The organism is Streptomyces sp. NBC_00582 (assembly GCF_036345155.1).
Lineage (GTDB): Bacteria > Actinomycetota > Actinomycetes > Streptomycetales > Streptomycetaceae > Streptomyces.
Map to the genome: position 1 here is coordinate 5293587 of NZ_CP107772.1, position 17629 is coordinate 5311215.

Annotated in this window: 18 protein-coding genes and 1 pseudogene; 11 read left to right on the plus strand and 8 right to left on the minus strand. The window is 74.0% G+C overall.

The features are described 5' to 3' along the window. Positions 1-2: 2 nt before the first annotated feature. Positions 3-278, plus strand: coding sequence for a protealysin inhibitor emfourin (locus OG852_RS23590; protein WP_330348884.1), 276 nt, complete (start codon positions 3-5; stop codon positions 276-278). Between the two features lie 201 nt (positions 279-479). Further along, a complete protein-coding gene (locus OG852_RS23595; protein ID WP_330348885.1) occupies positions 480-1169 on the plus strand; it encodes a DUF6445 family protein in 690 nt (229 codons plus the stop codon). A gap of 15 nt (positions 1170-1184) precedes the next feature. Here the strand turns inward: OG852_RS23595 and OG852_RS23600 are convergent, their stop codons facing one another. After that, complete coding sequence (locus OG852_RS23600; RefSeq protein WP_133910945.1) at positions 1185-2333, minus strand: M24 family metallopeptidase; 1149 nt, start codon at positions 2331-2333, stop codon at positions 1185-1187. A gap of 64 nt (positions 2334-2397) precedes the next feature. Beyond that, positions 2398-3102 (minus strand): MOSC domain-containing protein, encoded by a 705-nt coding sequence (locus OG852_RS23605; protein ID WP_133911283.1) that lies wholly within the window; start codon positions 3100-3102, stop codon positions 2398-2400. Between the two features lie 192 nt (positions 3103-3294). On the opposite strand from OG852_RS23605, the gene OG852_RS23610 reads away from it, so the two are divergent. Continuing rightward, positions 3295-4059, plus strand: a complete 765-nt coding sequence (locus tag OG852_RS23610) for a DUF4142 domain-containing protein (RefSeq protein ID WP_208117088.1) — start codon at positions 3295-3297, stop codon at positions 4057-4059. Positions 4060-4067: 8 nt separating this feature from the next. Here the strand turns inward: OG852_RS23610 and OG852_RS23615 are convergent, their stop codons facing one another. Beyond that, the gene (locus OG852_RS23615) at positions 4068-5723 is read right to left on the minus strand and encodes a glycoside hydrolase family 13 protein (protein ID WP_330348886.1); all 1656 of its coding nucleotides are present in this window, start codon (positions 5721-5723) and stop codon (positions 4068-4070) included. Between the two features lie 272 nt (positions 5724-5995). On the opposite strand from OG852_RS23615, the gene OG852_RS23620 reads away from it, so the two are divergent. The 3 genes from OG852_RS23620 to OG852_RS23630 all read left to right on the plus strand — a co-directional run bounded on the left by OG852_RS23620 (position 5996) and on the right by OG852_RS23630 (position 8868). After that, complete coding sequence (locus OG852_RS23620; protein WP_330348887.1) at positions 5996-6970, plus strand: LAETG motif-containing sortase-dependent surface protein; 975 nt, start codon at positions 5996-5998, stop codon at positions 6968-6970. Between the two features lie 167 nt (positions 6971-7137). Beyond that, complete coding sequence (locus tag OG852_RS23625) at positions 7138-7809, plus strand: hypothetical protein (protein ID WP_330348888.1); 672 nt, start codon at positions 7138-7140, stop codon at positions 7807-7809. Between the two features lie 102 nt (positions 7810-7911). Continuing rightward, entirely contained in the window at positions 7912-8868 is a 957-nt protein-coding gene (locus OG852_RS23630; protein WP_330347208.1) for an IS481 family transposase, read from the plus strand. Positions 8869-9029: 161 nt separating this feature from the next. On the opposite strand, the gene OG852_RS23635 is transcribed toward OG852_RS23630, so the two are convergent. Further along, complete coding sequence (locus OG852_RS23635) at positions 9030-10001, minus strand: nucleoside hydrolase (RefSeq protein WP_330348889.1); 972 nt, start codon at positions 9999-10001, stop codon at positions 9030-9032. A gap of 134 nt (positions 10002-10135) precedes the next feature. Between OG852_RS23635 and OG852_RS23640 the strand changes: the two are divergent. Both OG852_RS23640 and OG852_RS23645 read left to right on the plus strand, forming a co-directional pair. Then, positions 10136-10264: pseudogene (locus OG852_RS23640) on the plus strand (permease); the annotation flags it as partial. Positions 10265-10547: 283 nt separating this feature from the next. Further along, complete coding sequence (locus tag OG852_RS23645; protein WP_330348890.1) at positions 10548-11273, plus strand: GAF and ANTAR domain-containing protein; 726 nt, start codon at positions 10548-10550, stop codon at positions 11271-11273. Positions 11274-11299: 26 nt separating this feature from the next. On the opposite strand, the gene OG852_RS23650 is transcribed toward OG852_RS23645, so the two are convergent. Continuing rightward, positions 11300-12073 carry a hypothetical protein gene (locus tag OG852_RS23650; protein ID WP_133910949.1) on the minus strand — a complete coding sequence of 258 codons (774 nt, stop codon included), beginning with the start codon at positions 12071-12073 and terminating at the stop codon, positions 11300-11302. Positions 12074-12184: 111 nt separating this feature from the next. On the opposite strand from OG852_RS23650, the gene OG852_RS23655 reads away from it, so the two are divergent. Beyond that, the gene (locus OG852_RS23655; protein WP_330348891.1) at positions 12185-12448 is read left to right on the plus strand and encodes a hypothetical protein; all 264 of its coding nucleotides are present in this window, start codon (positions 12185-12187) and stop codon (positions 12446-12448) included. A gap of 18 nt (positions 12449-12466) precedes the next feature. Here OG852_RS23655 and OG852_RS23660 read toward each other — a convergent pair whose 3' ends face one another. Then, the gene (locus OG852_RS23660; protein WP_133910950.1) at positions 12467-13810 is read right to left on the minus strand and encodes a helix-turn-helix domain-containing protein; all 1344 of its coding nucleotides are present in this window, start codon (positions 13808-13810) and stop codon (positions 12467-12469) included. Between the two features lie 132 nt (positions 13811-13942). On the opposite strand from OG852_RS23660, the gene OG852_RS23665 reads away from it, so the two are divergent. After that, entirely contained in the window at positions 13943-14101 is a 159-nt protein-coding gene (locus tag OG852_RS23665; protein ID WP_166663442.1) for a hypothetical protein, read from the plus strand. A 426-nt stretch (positions 14102-14527) separates the two neighbouring features. Here the strand turns inward: OG852_RS23665 and OG852_RS23670 are convergent, their stop codons facing one another. Both OG852_RS23670 and OG852_RS23675 read right to left on the minus strand, forming a co-directional pair. Then, positions 14528-15730, minus strand: a complete 1203-nt coding sequence (locus tag OG852_RS23670) for a hypothetical protein (RefSeq protein ID WP_330348892.1) — start codon at positions 15728-15730, stop codon at positions 14528-14530. Positions 15731-15793: 63 nt separating this feature from the next. Then, the gene (locus OG852_RS23675) at positions 15794-17005 is read right to left on the minus strand and encodes a PP2C family protein-serine/threonine phosphatase (protein ID WP_330348893.1); all 1212 of its coding nucleotides are present in this window, start codon (positions 17003-17005) and stop codon (positions 15794-15796) included. Between the two features lie 134 nt (positions 17006-17139). On the opposite strand from OG852_RS23675, the gene OG852_RS23680 reads away from it, so the two are divergent. Beyond that, a complete protein-coding gene (locus OG852_RS23680) occupies positions 17140-17580 on the plus strand; it encodes a hypothetical protein (protein WP_133910953.1) in 441 nt (146 codons plus the stop codon). The last annotated feature ends 49 nt before the right edge of the window (positions 17581-17629 follow it).

A 17629-nucleotide genomic window follows, 5' to 3' on the forward strand; every position in this document is an offset into this window, starting at 1 on the left:
CCATGCGGATCCGGCTGATCAGGAGCGGGGGACTGCTCGGTGTGCCCCGTCGGGCCGAGGCGGACACCACCGCCCGGCCCGACGGGACCGCGCTGGAGGGGCTCGTGCACGAGGTCCTCGCCGAGGCGGACGGGCCGCCCCCGCCCGGGCCCGGCGTGCCCGACGCCTACCACTACAGGCTGGCCGTCGACGACCGGCCGCCGGTGGAGTTCACCGACCCCGGGCTGACCGACGCCCAACTCCGGCTGGTGGAACGGGTCCTGGGGGAGGGGTTCTGAGAAGGTGGTGGCTGAGTGGCGCAGTCAAGCGACGGCTAGTGGATCGTCACGCTTCCCGAGGGGCGGTGAGCAGGAGTTTTCCACCGGACCATCCAATAGACCGTCCCTTGACCGCGATTGACGACCCGTTGACCACTTCTCTCCCCACTCCGGGGGAAATCGCGGGCGAGCCCTGACGGACCCCCGGCCTAGATTCGCTTCATGTCCATGCCACAGCCGAGGCCGGCCGCGGCCCTCCCCGTCCTGCCCTACCGCAAGCCCACCAGGGGCCGTGACTACTGGGTGCTGGACGACGTCTTCCCCGAGGCCGACATCGCGGCGATCCGTGAGCGGTGCCTGGCGAAGGACGACTGGGTCAAGGGCCACCCGTACACCTCGGAGAGCTGGCCGGGGCTGCGGACCATGCCCGGTCTGGAGCCCGGCGAACTCGCCCGGGTGGAACGGCTGGTGCGCAAGGCCACCGGCGCCCAGCGGCTCTGGGTGCAGCGGGCGCCCGGCGGCGGCACCCTCAACCACAACTGCGTCCAGGTCGTCGGCGAGGGCGAGAGCAGCCCCCGCCCGCACTCCGACTCACGCGCGCTGTGCCGGTACGCGGCCGTGCTGTACCTCAACCCCGGGGTGCCGAAGGGCTGCGGGACCAGCTTCTACCGCCAGTCGCTGCCGGGCGGCCGGCTCGGCGGCAATGTGGTCCAGGCCCCGCACACCAACCTGGTCGAGGCCCTCGGCACCCGGTTCGTCGCCCCCGACGCCTTCGAGGAGGACGTACAGGTCCCGCACCGGTACAACCGGCTGCTGCTCTACCACGCCAACCTCGTGCACAGCGCGACCGGTTACTGCGGGACGACGCTGGAGGAGAAGCGGATGACGGCGGTGTTCTTCTGGATGGCGTGAGCCCGGCCGGGTGCGTCAGGTGACCACCCCGAGGGCGGGGTCGGCGCCGCCCAGCCGGCGGACGCCGTCCGCCGTGCACACCACCGTGTCCCCGAGCCGCACCCCGAGCCGGCCGGACAGCAGGACCCCGGCCTCCACCTGGACGCACATGCCGGGCGCGAGAAGCCGGGTGCCGCCCGGGACGAGGTACGGCGGCTCGTACGGGGTGACGCCGAGACCGTGCCCGGTGCCGGGGAGGGCGTGCGCACCGTGCCCGGCGTCCGCGAGGACCGCGCGGGCCGCCCGGTCCGCCTCCGCGCACGGCACCCCGGGGAGCATCGCCGCCAGGGCCGCCTCCTGGGCCGTACGGACGATCGTGTGCAGCCCGCGCACCGGGTCCGGGGGCGGCCCCACCTGGACCGTGCGGACGAGGGCGCCGGCGTAGCCGTCCCGGCGGCCCGCGAGGTCCAGGACCACCGTGTCGCCGGTCTCGATCCTGCGCTCGCCGGGCCGGTGGCGGGGGTCCGCGCCGTGGGCGCCCGCCGCGACCCCGGCCCGGTCGACCCGGTCGTGGCCGTGGGCGCGCAGCAGACCCGCGAGGTCGGCGGCCACCTCGGACTCGCGGCGACCGGTGAAGCGCAGGGCGAGGGCGGCCTCGTAGGCGGCGTCCACGGCGGCGGCCGCGGCGGTGAGCCGGACCGTCTCGTCCTCGTCCTTGACCGCCCGGAACAGGGGCAGGGCGGTGGACAGGGGCCGGTAGGTGGTGAGGGGCAGGGCCTCCTCCAGACCGAGGAGATGGACCGACCAGGTGGCGTCGGTGACGCCGTAGTGGCCGTGCGGGAGGAGCAGGCCGGCCGCCGCGGCGTACGGGTCCTGGCCGTCCTCCCAGGTGGTGAGCCGGACGGCACCGGCGGCGGGGCCCGCCGAGGCGTCCGCGAGGTCACGGGCCGGGACCAGCAGGTGGGGCTCGGCCTCCGGGGTGAGGACGAGGAGGGTGAGCCGGTCCGGGGCGGCGCCCGGCCAGTGGCCGCACAGCCAGGTCAGATCGTGGCCCGGGGTGACGAGCAGCCCGGTCAGCCGGGCGGCGGCGGCCTGACCGGCGGCCCGGTGCAGACGCCCGGCGTGGACGCGCCGGGAGAAGGGAGCGGGCGCACCGCTGTCCGTCCCGCACTCGTCGCGGCTCATGCCTCCATTCGAACCGGTGAACGGCGGGGAGGACGGGTGGGGAGGGCCGTACGGGTGGAGACGCTCACCTCGACTCCGCCGTCACCTCGTCCCCCACCGCGATCCGCCCCGGCCTGCGCACCGCGAAGTACGCGCCGAAGACCACCCCTCCCGCGCCGTCCGCCCGGCGGTGGCCGGCGAGGGTGCGCAGCGGTTCCGGGCCGGCCCGGCGGCCGGTGGACTGGTCGACCATGGTGACCGCGCAGCGGACCGTGAGCTCGGTGAGGGCCAGTTCGACGCCGGCGACGGTGAGACGGGGGGTGTCGTCCTCGGTGTGGGGGGTGGTCCAGCCGTCGACGACGAGGTTGGGGCGGAAGCGGTTCATGGGCAGCCGGTGGGCGCCGCGGGCGGCGATGCGCCGGTTCAGGGCGTCGAGGCTGGCCCGGGAGACCACATGGAGCCGGGAGGCGTTCCCGGCGGACGCGCGGACCAGGCGGCTCGGCCGGCCCAGCACCCGGGTGAGCCAGGCGTCGGCCTCGGGCCCGCTGTCCGTGACGGTCAGCGGCTCGGTCTCCGGCGCCCGCAGGGTCAGCCCGCCGTCCCCCAGCAGCGGGGCGATCACGGCGAGCCGGGGATCCGCGCCCTGCCAGCGGGGTTCGCCCTCCTCGTCGACGACCTCCCAGGCACGGTCGTCGAGGAGCCCCTGCGGGGTCACCGTCGCCTCCGTGAGCTCGACCCCCGCGCACCCCTTCACGGGGTAGTACGTGATCCCCACGACGTTCGCTCCCATGGACTCCCCCTCGCAGTCGCCCGGTTCCCGCGTCAGTTTCTGATGGGAACTCATACGCCGTAAAGATTTTACGAACCCCATAGAGTCGCGGCGGCTCGGCTTGCGTACTCCTGTGCGTCCGACCCCGCCGCAGACCCACCGCGGCGGATCCCCGACCGGGCAGGAGGAAAAGTGCCACTCTCGCGGAACGCGATGGGAACCATCTTCGTGGGCGGAGCTCTGACGCTGACCCTGGGCGCCCTCGCCTACCCCTCCATGCTGGGGTTGGACACGGTGTCGACCACGACGGACAGGGTCATCGCGAACACCCAGTGGGGTCCGCTGACCGAGGGCGACCGCGACTTCGTGGTGAAGGTGCGGGCCGCCGGTCTGTGGGAGTACCCGGTGGGCCAGATCGGTCTGCAGAAGGGGACGAGCAAGGCCGTCCTGACCGCGAGCGAGCACCTCATCGACGGACACGCCGCCCTCGACATCACCTGCCGCAAGATCGCGCCGATGCTGAACATCACGCTGCCCAACGTGGCGAGCCCCCAGCAGGAGGGCTTCGTGACCCAGCTCAAGGGCGATTCCGGCGCGCAGTTCGACAAGGACTTCGCCAACATCCTGCGCATGACGCACGGTTCCATCTTCAACACCGTGGCGAAGATCCGGTCGACGACGAAGAACTCCCTGGTGCGCGCCCTGGCCGACCAGGCCAACGACACCGTCCTCGACCACATCACGGTGATGGAGAAGACCGGTCTGGTCGACTTCGACTCGACGCTCTTCCAGCAGACCACCGCGCCCAAGCTGCCCAAGTCGGACCTGACCCCGCCCGCCCCGGCAGCCGGCGCACCCCAGGTCGTCCTCACTCCGCCGCCGAACGCCACGTCCACCCCGGTGGACGTCGACGGCATCGCGGGCGGCGCGGCCAACTCGACGGCCGGCGCCGCCGCGAACGCGGGCACGGGCGGCTGAGCCACGCCCTAGGCGAGCCACACCGTGGTGTCCGGCGGCAGGGGGCCCGGCCCGGTGCCGTCGGGCATCGGCGTGCTGCTCAGCAGGATCTCGCCCGGCGGCAGCGGTGCGTGGGTGTCCGAGAGATTGGTGACGCAGCGCCAGCCGGCGGAGCGGGCGAAGGCCAGCACGCCCGGCGGGGTGTCCGGGAGCCAGCTCAGCTCCTCGCCGTCGAGCAGCTTGCGGCGCAGACGCAGGGCCGTGCGGTAGAGCTCCAGCGTGGAGCCCGCCGCCCCGTCCTGCGCCTCGGCCGCGTACCGCGCGAACCACGGCGGCTGCGGCAGCCAGGCGCCACCCGCGCCGAAGCCGTACGACGGCCCGGTGGCCGTCCAGGGGAGCGGGACCCGGCAGCCGTCGCGTCCCTTGCGGGTCCGGCCCGTCTGCTCCCACAGCGGGTCCTGGAGCACCTCCGGCGGGAGTCCGGCGACCTCGGGCAGGCCCAGTTCCTCGCCCTGGTAGAGGTACGACGATCCGGGCAGCGCCAGCATCAGCAGCGTGGCCGCCCGGGCCCGGCGCAACCCGTGTGCCTCGTCCACGGCGGGCGTGGTGCCGCCCGACAGCAGCCAGGCGTTCTCGTCGGTGCCGGGCGGGAGCAGCAGCCGGGAGGGGTGGCGTACGACGTCGTGGTTGGAGAGCACCCAGGTGGCGGAGGCGCCGACGGCGCGGGCCGTGGCGAGGGAACCGGTGATCACGTGACGGATCGCGTCCGCGTCCCACGGGGCTTGCAGGTACTCGAAGTTGAAGGCCTGGTTCAGTTCGTCCGGGCGGGCGTACAGGGCGCGTCGGGCGCCCGGTACCCAGGCCTCGGCGACCGCCGTGCGGGGCGGGGAGTAGGAGTCGAGGACGCGGCGCCAGTCGCGGTAGATCTCGTGGACCTCGTCGCGGTCGTAGAAGGGGTGGGTGCCCGGGGGCAGGTGCGCGAGGGCCTCCTCGCCGCTCAGCTGCGCTGCGCCGAGGTCGCGGAGGGGCTCGGTGAGGTCCTTGGCGAGGGCGTGGGCCACGTCCACGCGGAAGCCGTCCACGCCCCGGTCGGACCAGAAGCGCAGGGTGGTGCGGAAGTCCTCGCGGACCTCCTCGTGGCTCCAGTCGAGGTCGGGCTGCTGACGGGCGAAGAGATGCAGGTACCACTGGCCGTCCGGGACGCGCTCCCAGGCGCTGCCGCCGAACACCGACTGCCAGTCGGTGGGCGGGAGTTCCCCGTGCGCGCCCCGGCCCTCGCGGAAGACGTAACGGGCCCGGGCCGGGGAGCCGGGCCCCGCGGCCAGGGCCTCCTGGAACCAGGCGTGCCGGTGCGAGGTGTGGTTGGGGACGAGGTCGACGATCACCTTCAGCCCGAGCCGGTGGGCCTCGGCGGTCAGCGCGTCGAAGTCGGCGAGGGTGCCGAGGCGCGGGTCGACGTCCCGGTGGTCCTCGACGTCGTAGCCGCCGTCGGCGAGCTCGGAGGGGTAGAAGGGGCTCAGCCAGAGGGCGTCGACACCGAGGGCCGCGAGATGGGGCAGCCGGCCGGTGACACCTCTCAGGTCGCCGAGGCCGTCCCCGTCGGCGTCGGCGAAACTGCGCGGGTACACCTGGTAGACGACTGCCTGGCGCCACCAGTCGGGATTGCGGGCGGAGAAGTCGGTCACGCACGGAATTCTGTCCAGGTTGCCGGGAAAGCGAACCCACGGGCGGTCCGGAGGGGATCGTTCCACACGTGATGAAGTCGTGACGGAAATTTGAACTCCCCAGTGTTTATCCCAGGTTGACAGCGATCTGGCAGGCGAACGACGATGGACGGACACTGTGGCGCCTGTGACCAGAGGGCCCGGTGTTTCTTCCTTTTCCTGATCTGACCAGTCAGCCCTGGCATTGCCCTGGCATTCGCCATGAACCGGCATCCGCCAAGAAATGGATTCGCATGTCCATAGCGAGACGTGTCACCGCGCGCCGCCTGCTGGGGACGGGCGCCGCCACGCTCACCCTCTGCGCCGCCTCCGTGGCCGCAGCCTCCGGTGCCTTCGCCCAGTCCGGGTCGGACGGCGGCGACGGCTGGAAGTCCGGCGGGCACTATCAGCCCGGCACCGGCGCGGGTACCGAGACGGGGACCGACCGCTGCCAGTTCTCGCTCGACGGCAAGAACTTCTTCGACTCGGTGCGGGTAGACGACCAGAACCTCAGGCCGACCCAGGACGGCAAGGTGCACATCTCCGTCCGCACGGCGGGCGACGCGAGCACCTGCACCGCCTCCCTGGCCTCCTACCTCGCCCACGGCGCCACCTTCGGCACCTCCGGTGAGCAGGTCTTCGTCGACTTCGACACCGTGACGGTCAAGCCCGGCCAGACCGACACCCTCGACATCGCCGTCCCCGACGCGGGCTGCTACGCCCAGATCGACCTCTACCGCGGCGCGGTGAAGTTCGACGGCAAGCTCGACGCGAAGGACGGCTTCGTCCACGGCGACCTGCCCAAGGGCCCGGACCGCCCCGTCATCAAGGACAAGCTGATCGCGGCCTGGAACGGCGGCACGAAGGACTGCACGTCCAGCGAGCAGCCCCCGTCCTCCCCCTCCCCGTCGGCCCCGGCCGGGGGCGGCGACTCCTCGCCGTCGCCGTCGACGTCCGCCTCCACCCCGTCGGACGACTCCTCCGAGAGCGCCTCGCCCTCGCCCTCCGCCTCGGAGTCCACGTCGACCGAGTCGGCCACGCCGACCCCGTCCGCCTCCGAGTCGACCGGCACGCCCGTCACCGGCGGCAGCACCGGCGGTGGCGGCGACCTCGCCGAGACCGGCGCCAGCAGCAACACCCCGCTCATCGCGGGCGGGGCCGCCGCGCTCCTGGCCGGCGGCGCCGCGATCGTCGTGGCCACCCGCCGCCGCAAGGCGACCCGCGCCTGACGCAGGCCTCTCCGGCTTCTCCGGTACGTCCGCCCCGGCACCCTTGTGGCGCCGGGGCGGACGTGCGTACGTAGTCCGCTACGTGGTTCCCACGATGTCCCGACGCGACCGACCGGGGGAGGATGCGTACCCGCGCCCCCGTCCGGAGCGAAAGGACATCGACTTCCATGCTTCCGTGGATCATCTGGTCGGTCATCATCCTGGCGCCGTTCGTCGTCGGCGGGACCCTCGCGTTCCGCACCCTGCGCCGGGTGCGCAAGGCGGACCGGGCGATGACCGCCCTGGCCGGAGATCCCGGCTGGAGCCGACTGGAACGGGGCCCGGACGGCGCGGAATGGGCGGGGTACGCGGGCCACTTCCCCTGGCTGCTGCGCACCCGGCACGGCACCGGCGCGACCGGCCCGCTCGGCGAGCACCGGGTCACCGTCGCCCGGCGCTGGGAGCCCTCCGGGCGCAGGGACGTACGGCACTGGCTGATCGTGAGCTTCGAGGTGCCCGGCGACCGCCCCGCCCTGCGTCTCGAACGCGCCTGGAGCGCGGCGAAGCTCGGCCTGCGCTCCCCCGACGGTGTCCCGTACCTCCCGATGAGCGCGGACTCCGCGGGGACGGCCGAGCGGTTCCACGCCTCCGACCTGCCCCAGCGGCTGGTCCGGTTCGCGGGACCCGCGGTCTCGGTCTCGGCGGACGGCGTGTGCTTCGTCTACCCGATGCCCGACGTGACGAGTTTGGACCGGCTCCTGGAGGAACTGGCCGCCCTGATCCCGGACCTCACCGCCCTCGCCCGCGCCTCGACCGGTCCAGAGGGCCAGGACCAGGACCAGGACCAGGGCCGGCCCTAGGTGTATTGATCACAAGCGTTGTTGACACTCGCCGGTGCTTGATCATGGCGAAGACCTCCGGTGTGGTGGAGCTGTCTAGGACTGCACCGCACGGAGGTCTTCGTGTCCCACCGTAATGCCCGGTTGACCGTTCACGGCAGGCGGCTGCTCGTCGAACGTGTCTGCGGTGGCCGCCCGGTCGCGCATGTCGCGGCGGAAATGGGCATCTCGCGGGCCACGGCCCACAAGTGGATCCGCCGCTGGCGGGCGGAGGGCGAGCTGGGGCTGCACGACCGCCCCAGCCGTCCGCTGACGACACCCCACCGCACGGCGGCAGCGGTAGAGGCCCGCGTGTGCCGGCTGCGCCAGGACCGAAAACTGGGCCCCGCCCGCCTCGGCCCGGTCCTGGGCCTGCCCCCGTCGACCGTGCACCGCATCCTCACCCGCCACGGCCTCAACCGGCTTGCGCACCTGGACCGGCCCACCGGACAGCTCATCCGCCGCTACGAACGCGACCGGCCCGGCGAACTCATCCACGTCGACGTCAAGAAACTCGGCCGCATCCCCGACGGCGGCGGCCACAAGGTCCTGGGCCGTCAAGCGGGCCGGGCCACTCGCAGCGGGATGGGCTTCGACTACATCCACTCCGCCGTCGACGACCACAGCCGCCTCGCCTACAGCGAGATCCACGCGGACGAGAAGGCCGCCACCTGCGCAGACTTCCTCCGCCGGGCCGCGGCCTTCTTCCAGACCACGGGCATCGACCGCATCGAGCGGGTCCTGACCGACAACGCCTGGCCCTACCGCAAGAGCTTCGCCTGGCAGCAGGCGCTTGCCGACCTCGGCGCGGCCGGCAAGCTGACCCGCGCCTACCGGCCGCAGACTAACGGCAAGGTCGAACGCTTCAACCGCACCCTGCTCGACGAGTGGGCCTACCTCAAGCCCTACACGAACAACGGCGAGCGGACCGCGGCCCTGGCAGACTTTCTGCACACCTACAACCACCACCGCTGCCACACCGCACTCGGCGGTCAGCCACCGATCAGCCGTGTGAACAACGCTGCGGGTCAATACACCTAGGGCCCTTCTGACGGATCTCCGTGGGTGAAGGAGCGGCGTTCGGTGCGCGCGCTCGGCGTGCGGCGTGGAGGGTCATGTGGCGGAGCCACCTGGCCCTTCGCGCCGTGCGGCGAGCGGGCGTGCCGGGCGTCGCGACGCCGCGGAGATCCGTCAGAAGGGCCCTAGTCCCGCTCCACGGTCCCCAGGTACAGGCGGGCGTACCGCTCGACGTCCACGTCCAGGCCCACGTCCACCAGGGCCTGCTCCCGTAGGCCGTCGTGCGTCCCGGACCCGGTGGGCGGCGGCGGGCGCCGGTCGACGATCGTCTGGCCCCGGGTCGGGCCGGGGGCCAGGCACACCTCCACGGGGAGCAGCCGGGTGGTGAGGCCGGCCGGGTCCACCACCGCGCACACCGCGCCCGCGTCACCGAGCCCCCCGGCGTCCTCGTCGGCGTCCGCCCCGGGCGCGGGCGGACGGTGGGCCAGCAGATCGCCGGCCAGGCGGGTGCCCGGTTCCGCGCTCGCCCGCAGCCGTCGTACGTCCCTGCCCGGGACCACCACCCGCCGGAACACGTCCAGCCCGTACATGGTGATCGGCACCCCGGCCGTGAGCAGGATCGCGGCCGCCTCCGGGTCGTGCCACACGTTGAACTCCGCGACGGGCGTGGCGTTGCCGACGGACACCGCGCCGCCCATGAACACGATCCGCTCGAGGTTGCGGGTGACCTCGGGGTGGGTGCGCAGCAGCAGCGCGATGTTGGTCAGGGGCGCGGTGGGGATCAGCGTGACCGGGCGGGGCGAGGCGAGGATCTCGCGGCGCAGCAGAGTGACCGCGTCCACGTCGACGGCGGTACGGGCCGGGGCGGGCAGACCGGCGATGTCGCCCATGCCGTCCTTGCCGTGCACGGTCGCCGAACGGGCGGGCTCGATCAGCGGCCGCTCGGCGCCCCGCGCGACCGGGACGTCCCCGGCGCCCGCCACGTCCAGCACGGTCAGGGTGTTGCGGACCACGCCGTCGACGTCCGTGTTCCCGGCGACACAGGTCACCGCCCGCAGATCCAGTCCGGGATGCCGTACGGCGAACAGCAGCGCGAGGGCGTCGTCGACCCCCGTGTCGCAGTCGATGATCACGGGGACGGGTCGACGCTCGATCATCCTCCACTCCTTCCCGACCGAGCCCGGTGGAACCACAGCTTCCACCGGGGAGGGTCCCGGGGGCGCACAGGACGGTCGCGAGGGCGACGAGCGCGGCTCCCGAGGACGGCGTACACGGACGCGCGCACGACGACCCCGTCGCCGGTGTCGCCGGTGCGGTGCTGCCGGGCTGCGAGTGCGCCTCCGTACCCGTGGCGGGGAGCCTGATGCGGCGTGGGGTCGCCCCGGCCGCCGCCCTCGCCTTCCTGCTCTCCGCCCCCGCGACACCGGCGAGGTCGAGATCCTGGGCGCCGACGACGACGCCCCGCCCACCGACGGGTCACCGTCACCGTCACCGGCACCTGGCGCCCCGAGGGAACCCTGGGCTCCGACGCGGCCTGGCCACCGGTGCTGAAGGCGGCCGGGGTGACCCGGGTGAAGCAGCCCGCGGATCCGTGCGAGAAGCCGTGGGACGCGTTGCGGAAGTGCCGGTTCCGCAGGGGGGCGGGGGGTACCCGGCGGACGTGGGGAGTCGACCGACCGACCCCTTGCGCGGAGGTGGTCGTCGTGTCCGACCGGGGCCGTGAGCGCATAGCGGCAGTACTCGCCGACGCGGTGCGCGATGCCGAACCCTCCGAGGTGCCCGAGCGGCTGTGCGCCGCCGCCGTGCGGCTGCTGCCGGTGAGCGGGGCGGGCGTGGCGCTGTGGGGCGAGGGGATACCCGTACCGTTGAGCGCGAGCAGCGCCCGGGCCGAGCAGCTCATGGAGATGCAGGCGACCCTGGGCGACGGGCCCTGTCTGCGGGCCGCCGAGACCGGTGCGGCCGTGTACGCCTCCGATCTGACGGCGGGCCGGGACGCCGTCCGCTGGCCCGTCTTCGCCCAGCAGGCCGCGGCGGCCGGGGTGCGCGCGGTGTACGCGCTGCCGCTCGGCGGCCACATGTCCTGCGTGGGGACCCTCGACCTCTACCGGGACGTCCCCGGTGAACTGGCCGGTGACGAGGTGCGGACGGCCCAGCTCGTGGCGGACGTGCTGACGGCGGCGCTGATGGCGCTGCCGCTCGGGGAGGACGACGGTCTGCGCCCGCCCGGTGAGGAGCCCTGGCTGAGCGCCCTCGCCACCGATCACGACGTCGTCCACCAGGCCGTGGGGATGGTCATGGCCCAGCTCGGCATCGACGCCGGGGAGGCGCTGGCCCGGCTGCGGGCCCACGCCTTCGCACAGGGTCGCACGGTCCTCGACGAGGGCCGTGAGGTGGTCGGCCGGCGCACCCGTCTCGACGACCGCGACTGAGGGCCGACCGCCTGCGCGGGGTGCGGTCAGACCTGCACCCGCCCCTGCTTGCGCACATCCGCCAACCGCCGCACCCCGAGCTGCACCGCCGCCTGCGTCGCCTCGTTCGGTACGTCGCCCAGACCGCCGTTGGTCAGGGCCAACCCGTCCTCGCCCGCCCGGACGGCCGCCACGTCCAGCGCGAGGACGCTCGGCTGACCGTCGGCGTTGTCCCCGGCGGTCCCCCACAGCGTGAACGTCACCCGCAGCCCCTGCCGCGCGTCCCCCACCGCCGGCAGCGGCAGATCGGTCACCTGCACGTCCTCCACGGTGTCCCGGCCGGCCGTGGCCGTGAACCGGGCGCACTTCTGCGGCAGCGACCTCAGCCAGGCCAGCGTCCGGTCCATGTCCGCCGGGCTTCTGCCGGTGAGCTGGTAGCGGAGCTGGGCGGCGGCGTCGGGGTCGTCGAGCCCCACGACCGCGCGGGCCGGGGCACCGAACAACTCGTCGCTGTAGAGCGCGTCGAGCAGCTTCTGGCACTCGGCGACGGGCGTGCTCGCCTTCAGCAGGCCGTCCCGCCAGGTGGCCGCGCCCCCGGTCGGGAGCCAGGGCGCCCCGAGGTCCTCGGGGGTGATGAGCGCCGCCTGCGCCTGGCTGTCGCTGAGGACGCGCGGGTCGGCCGACGCGGCGGGCTTGCTGGTCGACGCCTGGACGGTCGGGTCGGCGGGGGCGGCGGTCGGCGGGTGCTCCAGGCCGAGGGCGGCGCACCCGGTGACCGTCGTCAGCAGCAGGGCGGAGGCGAGGAGGGCGCGGCGGGTCATCGGGGACTGCCTCCTGACGTGGGGATACGTGCGCGTGGCGGGGTGCCTCCTCTCACGGCAGCACCGCCCGCGCGGCCCGACCAGCGCGGCGGGCCGTACGGGTGACGGGCGTTGCTGCGCGCGGTGGAAAAAGGGGGCCGGACGACGGCGGCCGGGCTGCGCGCGGAACTCGCCGGCGAGGGAAGCCTCGGAGCGTGGATCCGGGCGGCGCGGCGGATGCCGTACCTGGCGGTGATCGGCGCGCGGGAGGCACGGGACGGCCCGGCCGCCGTACGCCTGCGGGACGGCCGCCGCCCCGGCCCCCTGCCCACCGGCGAACTGATCCGCCGCGTCGGGGAACGGGTGGCGGCCCGCGGAAGGGATCCGTGGGAGTGAGCGGACAGGTCGGCCGGGCTACAGCGGGGGCTGGGCCGGGGCGGGTCCCAGGGTGGTGGTACCGGGGGCCGTGCGGTGGCCCAGGCCGGTGCGGTAGGCGTCCAGGGCAGCCTCGACGCGGCCTGTGCGGCGGAGCAGGTCTCCCAGGAGGCGGCACAGGTCGGCGAGGTCGCCGGCCGCTCCCGCGCGTTCCAGGAGGCTCAGGGCGCGGACGTAGTGCTCCTCGGCCGCCTCCGTGTCCCGTGCGTCCTCCGCGATGATGCCGAGGAGGCGGTGCGCGGCGGCGGAGTGGACGGCGCCGCGCTCGGAGGAGAGGTCGCCGAGGACGCCGTGCAGCAGGGCGGCTGCCTCCTGGGAACGGCCCCTGCGGTGCAGTACGTCGGCCAGCTCGACGGCGACCTGACTGCCGTAGAGGGTGGCGCGCTGGGCGGCGAGCATGGCCTGGGCCTGCTTCAACTCCTCCTCGGCGCGCTCCAGTTCGCCGTTCTGGGCGTAGACGTACCCGCGCATCCAGTGGCAGTTGGCGAGTTCGGTGCGCAGTTGGAGCTGGCGGTACAGCTCGGCGGCCTTGGCGAGGGAGGCGTCCGCCTCGGCGAGACGGCCCTCGGCGAGGAGGGTGCGGGCGACGGAGCGGTGCATCCGGGCGACCAGCGCGGGGTCGGCGACCTGCGGGGCGAGGGCGAGCGCGAACTCGGCGGCCTGAGCGGCGCGGGCCTGCGCGCCCATGTCCATGTACGGGCCGATCACGGAGGCGTAGAGGAGGAGCAGCGCGTCGGGGTCGTGCAGTCCGCCCCGGTTGAGCTCGTCGAGGGTGGACTCCAGCAGATAGACGGCGTACCGGAGTTCCCCGGCGAGATAGTGGGCGACGGCGCGCCCGCGCAGGGCGGGGACACGGACCGGCAGCGGGGCGTCGGCCAGGCACGCCTCGGCCCGTTCGAAGTACTGGCGGGCCTTCTCCAGGTCACCGGTGGAGATCTCGCACTCGCCGAGCCCGAGCAGCGCGCCGGCCTGTTCCTCGGCGAGCCCGTGCTCCTCGGCCTCGGTGAGCAGGACGGCGTACTGGGCGGCGGCCTCCTGGGCCTCACCGGTGGCCAGGGCCCGCTGGGCCTCGGTGAGACGGAGCCGCAGATCGGTGACGAGGCGGGCGGAACGCCCGGTCGCCAGTTCCTGGAAGTCCACACCGAGCCGCTCGGCGATGTGCCGCAGCGCCTCGTCGGAGGGCCGCACCCGGCCGGCCTCCAGCGTGGAGACATAGGCGGGCGTGTACGTAGGCTCCGCCAACTGTCTCTGGGTCAGCCCGCGTTCGACGCGCAACCGCTGCACGCGCCGCCCGATGACCTCCGGTTCGTCCCGTTCTCCCACGTCCTGTTTACCCCCAACTCCCCCTGCGCCTCTTGCCGTTGGAGTGTCGCAGCCCCTAGGTTAAACGGCGAATTAAGCATGCTTAACACATGAGTGTCGTCAGCCGTAGTCCGCCGATGTTGTGAGGTTGCCGTGCCCGGACCCACATCCCCCCACCCCGGACACCGCTACGTCAGGGCCCTCGCCGCCGCGGTCCTGGCCGCCGCCACCCTGATCACCGCCGCCAACGCCGTCCCTGCCAGAGCGACCCCCACCCCCCCGACGGCCCAGGAACAGCCCGGGGGCCGCTAGGGGGTGTTTCGAAAGTCCCGCATGTCCTTCGGTACGGCACGTCCGGGACGTAGGTCCGCCACTCCTCTCTCGTCAGGGCAGCCGCCCGCTGCGCGGCCGTCCTGCGCAACGTCTTCCCCGCCGCCCTCGGCGACAACGCCCCCGAAGCGGTCAGCGCCCTCGCCCTCGGCCCCGACGGCCACACCCGCGCCGTCGGCGGCGACGGGGGCACCCTCCAGCTCTGGGACACGACCACCCAGCGGCCCGGGCGGCCCTCTCCCGACGGCCGGCGAACCCCTCACCTCCCTCGCCTTCACCGCCGACGGCACGACCCTCCACACGACCGGCCTCCATGTCCCCCTCCACCCCTACGACCTGGACCCGGCACGGGTGACCGCGCACATCTGCGTGCGGGACGGGCCCGGCGGGCAGGCGCAGCACCCCGCGTCAGGACTGGAGCTGCAGCTGCTGGAGCTGGCGCTGGACGTGGTCCAGGGCGCCCTCGCGGCGGCCCGGGACGCGGGTGCGCAGGTCGGCGAGGGCGGGGCCGAGGGCGCGGGCGCGGGCCGAGTCGGCTATCCGGCCCCACTGGTGGTGCGCCCGGTCCACGGCCGCCTCGACGGCGGGCGCGTCGGCCGCCTGCCCGGCGGTGAGCCGGGCGGCGGCGACCGCCATCCAGGTGCGGCAGCTGCGCTCGGCGTCCCCCGCGAACATCGCCAGATCGGCCCGCACCTCGGCCCAGTGCAACGCCTCCTCCGACCCCGCCCCGTGCGAGACGGCTGCCGCCCGCTCCCACCGCGCGGCCAGCGCGTCGGCATCGGCGTGCCGCCCGGCCTGGACGGCGGTGGAGATGGCGGCGTGCGGGTCGGATCCGGTGACTTCTGCGGGCGGGGGGACGACGTCCAGCCCGTCTGGGAGTCCCCCCTCTGCGGGAGTGTGACGACGAGGCCCGTTCAGGACCGGAACGGGGGTCTGGGGGCGGTAGCCCCCGGGAACGGGCTGCGCGGGAACGGGCAGCGCAGGAACGGGGCCCAGGACGAGATCCCCCACCTCCCCCTCCCCCGCGATCCGGGCCAACGCCGTCTGATGCAACTGCTCGACCGCCGGACGGCCCCCGCTGCGCAGTATCGTCGCGACCGCCTTCATGTACGTCGGTGAGGCCACCGTCCGCCGTCCCGGCGGCGGCGCGACCCTCCCGTAGACCGCGGCCGTCGGCCCGCACTCCAGCGCGTGCCCCCGCAGCCACCCCCACGTCTCGGCGTCGGCGTGCAGATCGAGCACCACGGTCGTCGTCCCCGCCGCCCGCAACCGCAGCTCCTCCCGGAACCAGTGCCAGGGGAACCCGGTGTACCGCACGGTGGACGGTGTCGTCCGCGCGAGGGCGAGATGCGGCAGGTGCTGACGCCGGTCGAGCTGGAGCTGCCCGGTGACGAACACGGTCAGCGGCCCGGGCGCCGCCGCGGCGGCCCGCAGCCGGGTCAGCACGGCCTGCGGCTCCAGCGGATCGGCCAGCTCGACGACGTTGGCGGTGTCGGTGCCGGCCAGCACGGCGGGCGGCACGGCCGCGAGCACGGGGAGGACGGACGCCGCGTCCACCAGACACCCCTTGCCCACGGGCGACGCCGCGAGCAGCAGCACGGTTCCGGGCATTGGTCCCTCCCCCTGTCGATCAGTACCTCAGCACCGTAACCGCTGCTGCTGCAAAGGTCTGCCTCAGGCGGACAAACGTCCCCCAACGGGGCCTTCGTCGCCCGGCGTCGCCCTGCGCACCGCGAAGATCGTGGTGTCGTCCGCGAGCCGTCCCCCGCAGTGCCGCAGCGTGCGCTCCCGGACGAAGGCCACCAGAGGCCCGGGCCGGGCCGTGCGCGCGTCCCGCCGTACCGCCGCGGTGACCTCGTCGGCCAGCGGATAGAACTCCCCGCCGACGTCCCGCGCCTCCGTCACCCCGTCCGTGACCAGCAGCAAGGTCTCCCCTGCGGCGACCGCCACCCGCAGCACCGCCGCGCCGCCCGCCCCGACCGTCCGCCGGCCCGCGCCCGCGAGGTCCCCGAGGCCCAGCGGCAGCCCGTCCCCGCACGCCAGCGGTCGCACCCCCGCCCCGCTCACCACGAGCGGCGGCTCATGGCCGAAGCCGACCACCTCGACCACCCCGCGTTCCCGCGCGGGAAACCCGATGAGGACGGCCGTGGCGAACCGGTCCCCCTCCTCCCGGCCCAGCGCCGCCGTGTGCAGCCGGTGCCGCAGCATCCGGGTCTCCAGGCGCGCGGCGACCACCGCCAGGTCCGCCTCGTGGTACGCCGCCTCACGGAACGTGCCGAGCAGCGCGGCCGCCGCCTCCACCGCGCCCAGTCCCTTGCCCTGGACGTCCCCGAGGAGGATCCGGGTGCCGTGCGGGCCGGGCTGGATGTCGTAGAAGTCGCCGCCCACGCGGGCGTCGGCGTCGGCGGCGAGATACACGGCCGCGTGGTCCAGGCCCCCGAAGAGCGGCGGCAGCGGGCGCAGCACCGTGCGCCGGGTCGTCTCCGCGATGTCCATCATGTGCAGCATCCGCCGCTCGCCGCGCACCCGGACCGAGGAGGCGAGCACCGACAGCACCCCGCCGACGAGGACGAGCACGAAGTCGGCCGGGCCCTCCCGGTACTCGCTGGGCCAGGCGGTGTCGCTGACGACGTAGACGACGAGGGCGAGGACCGCGAAGAGGGCCGTCGTCCACACCCCGCACAGGGCGGAGGCGATCGCGGAGACGAACACGCACCACGACACGATCCGGAACTCACCGGTGGAGTTGTAGTCGGCGAGGCTGATGGCGACGAGCACCGCCAGCGGCACCAGCCAGGTGACGCTGCGCCCCCGGACCTGCAGCAACTGATGACGTTGCAGGACGTCCCGGCGCCGGGCCCGGGCAGGGCGGGTGTCCCGCTCCATGAGGTCAGCGAAACACGCGGTGGCACAGCCCGCATCCTGACCCCCGGCACGGGTACCCGACGCATCCGACTTGCCACCGCCCGCGCCCAGGTGTGCTCTGGAAGGCGGGGGCGAGGAGAGAGAGGAGCGCTCTCATGGCTCATGCGGCACCCCCGGTGCGGACCGCGGCCCGGCCGGCCAGGACACCGGACATCTTCAGCGCACAGACCCACCGGATCGCGCGGTGGGCGGTCCCGGTGGCATTGGGACTCGTCTACGGCTACTGGGTGGCGGCCAACAACCGCGACGGCGGCCCCATCACCGGCTGGAACGTCCTTCTCGGCTTCGTGAGCGCGATCATGTTCGCGGTGCTGTGGAGGGGCGTGATGGCTCTGGCCCCGCGGATGATGCGTGAACTGCACGCCGTGCTGTGGGCGGTGTTCTCGGGCTGTGCGTTCGGCTTCCTGATCGCGCAGACCTACGCGAGCCTTTTGCAGTCCGTGTGGCTGGGTCTGGTGATCGGCGCGACGACGTTCGCCGTGCTGTTCTACCGCTACTACACCCACGAGGACGCGGAGGGGCACCGCATTCGGTAGGGCAACGCAACCCGCACATGGGCCCCGGCGGTTCGCGCCGGGGCCCATG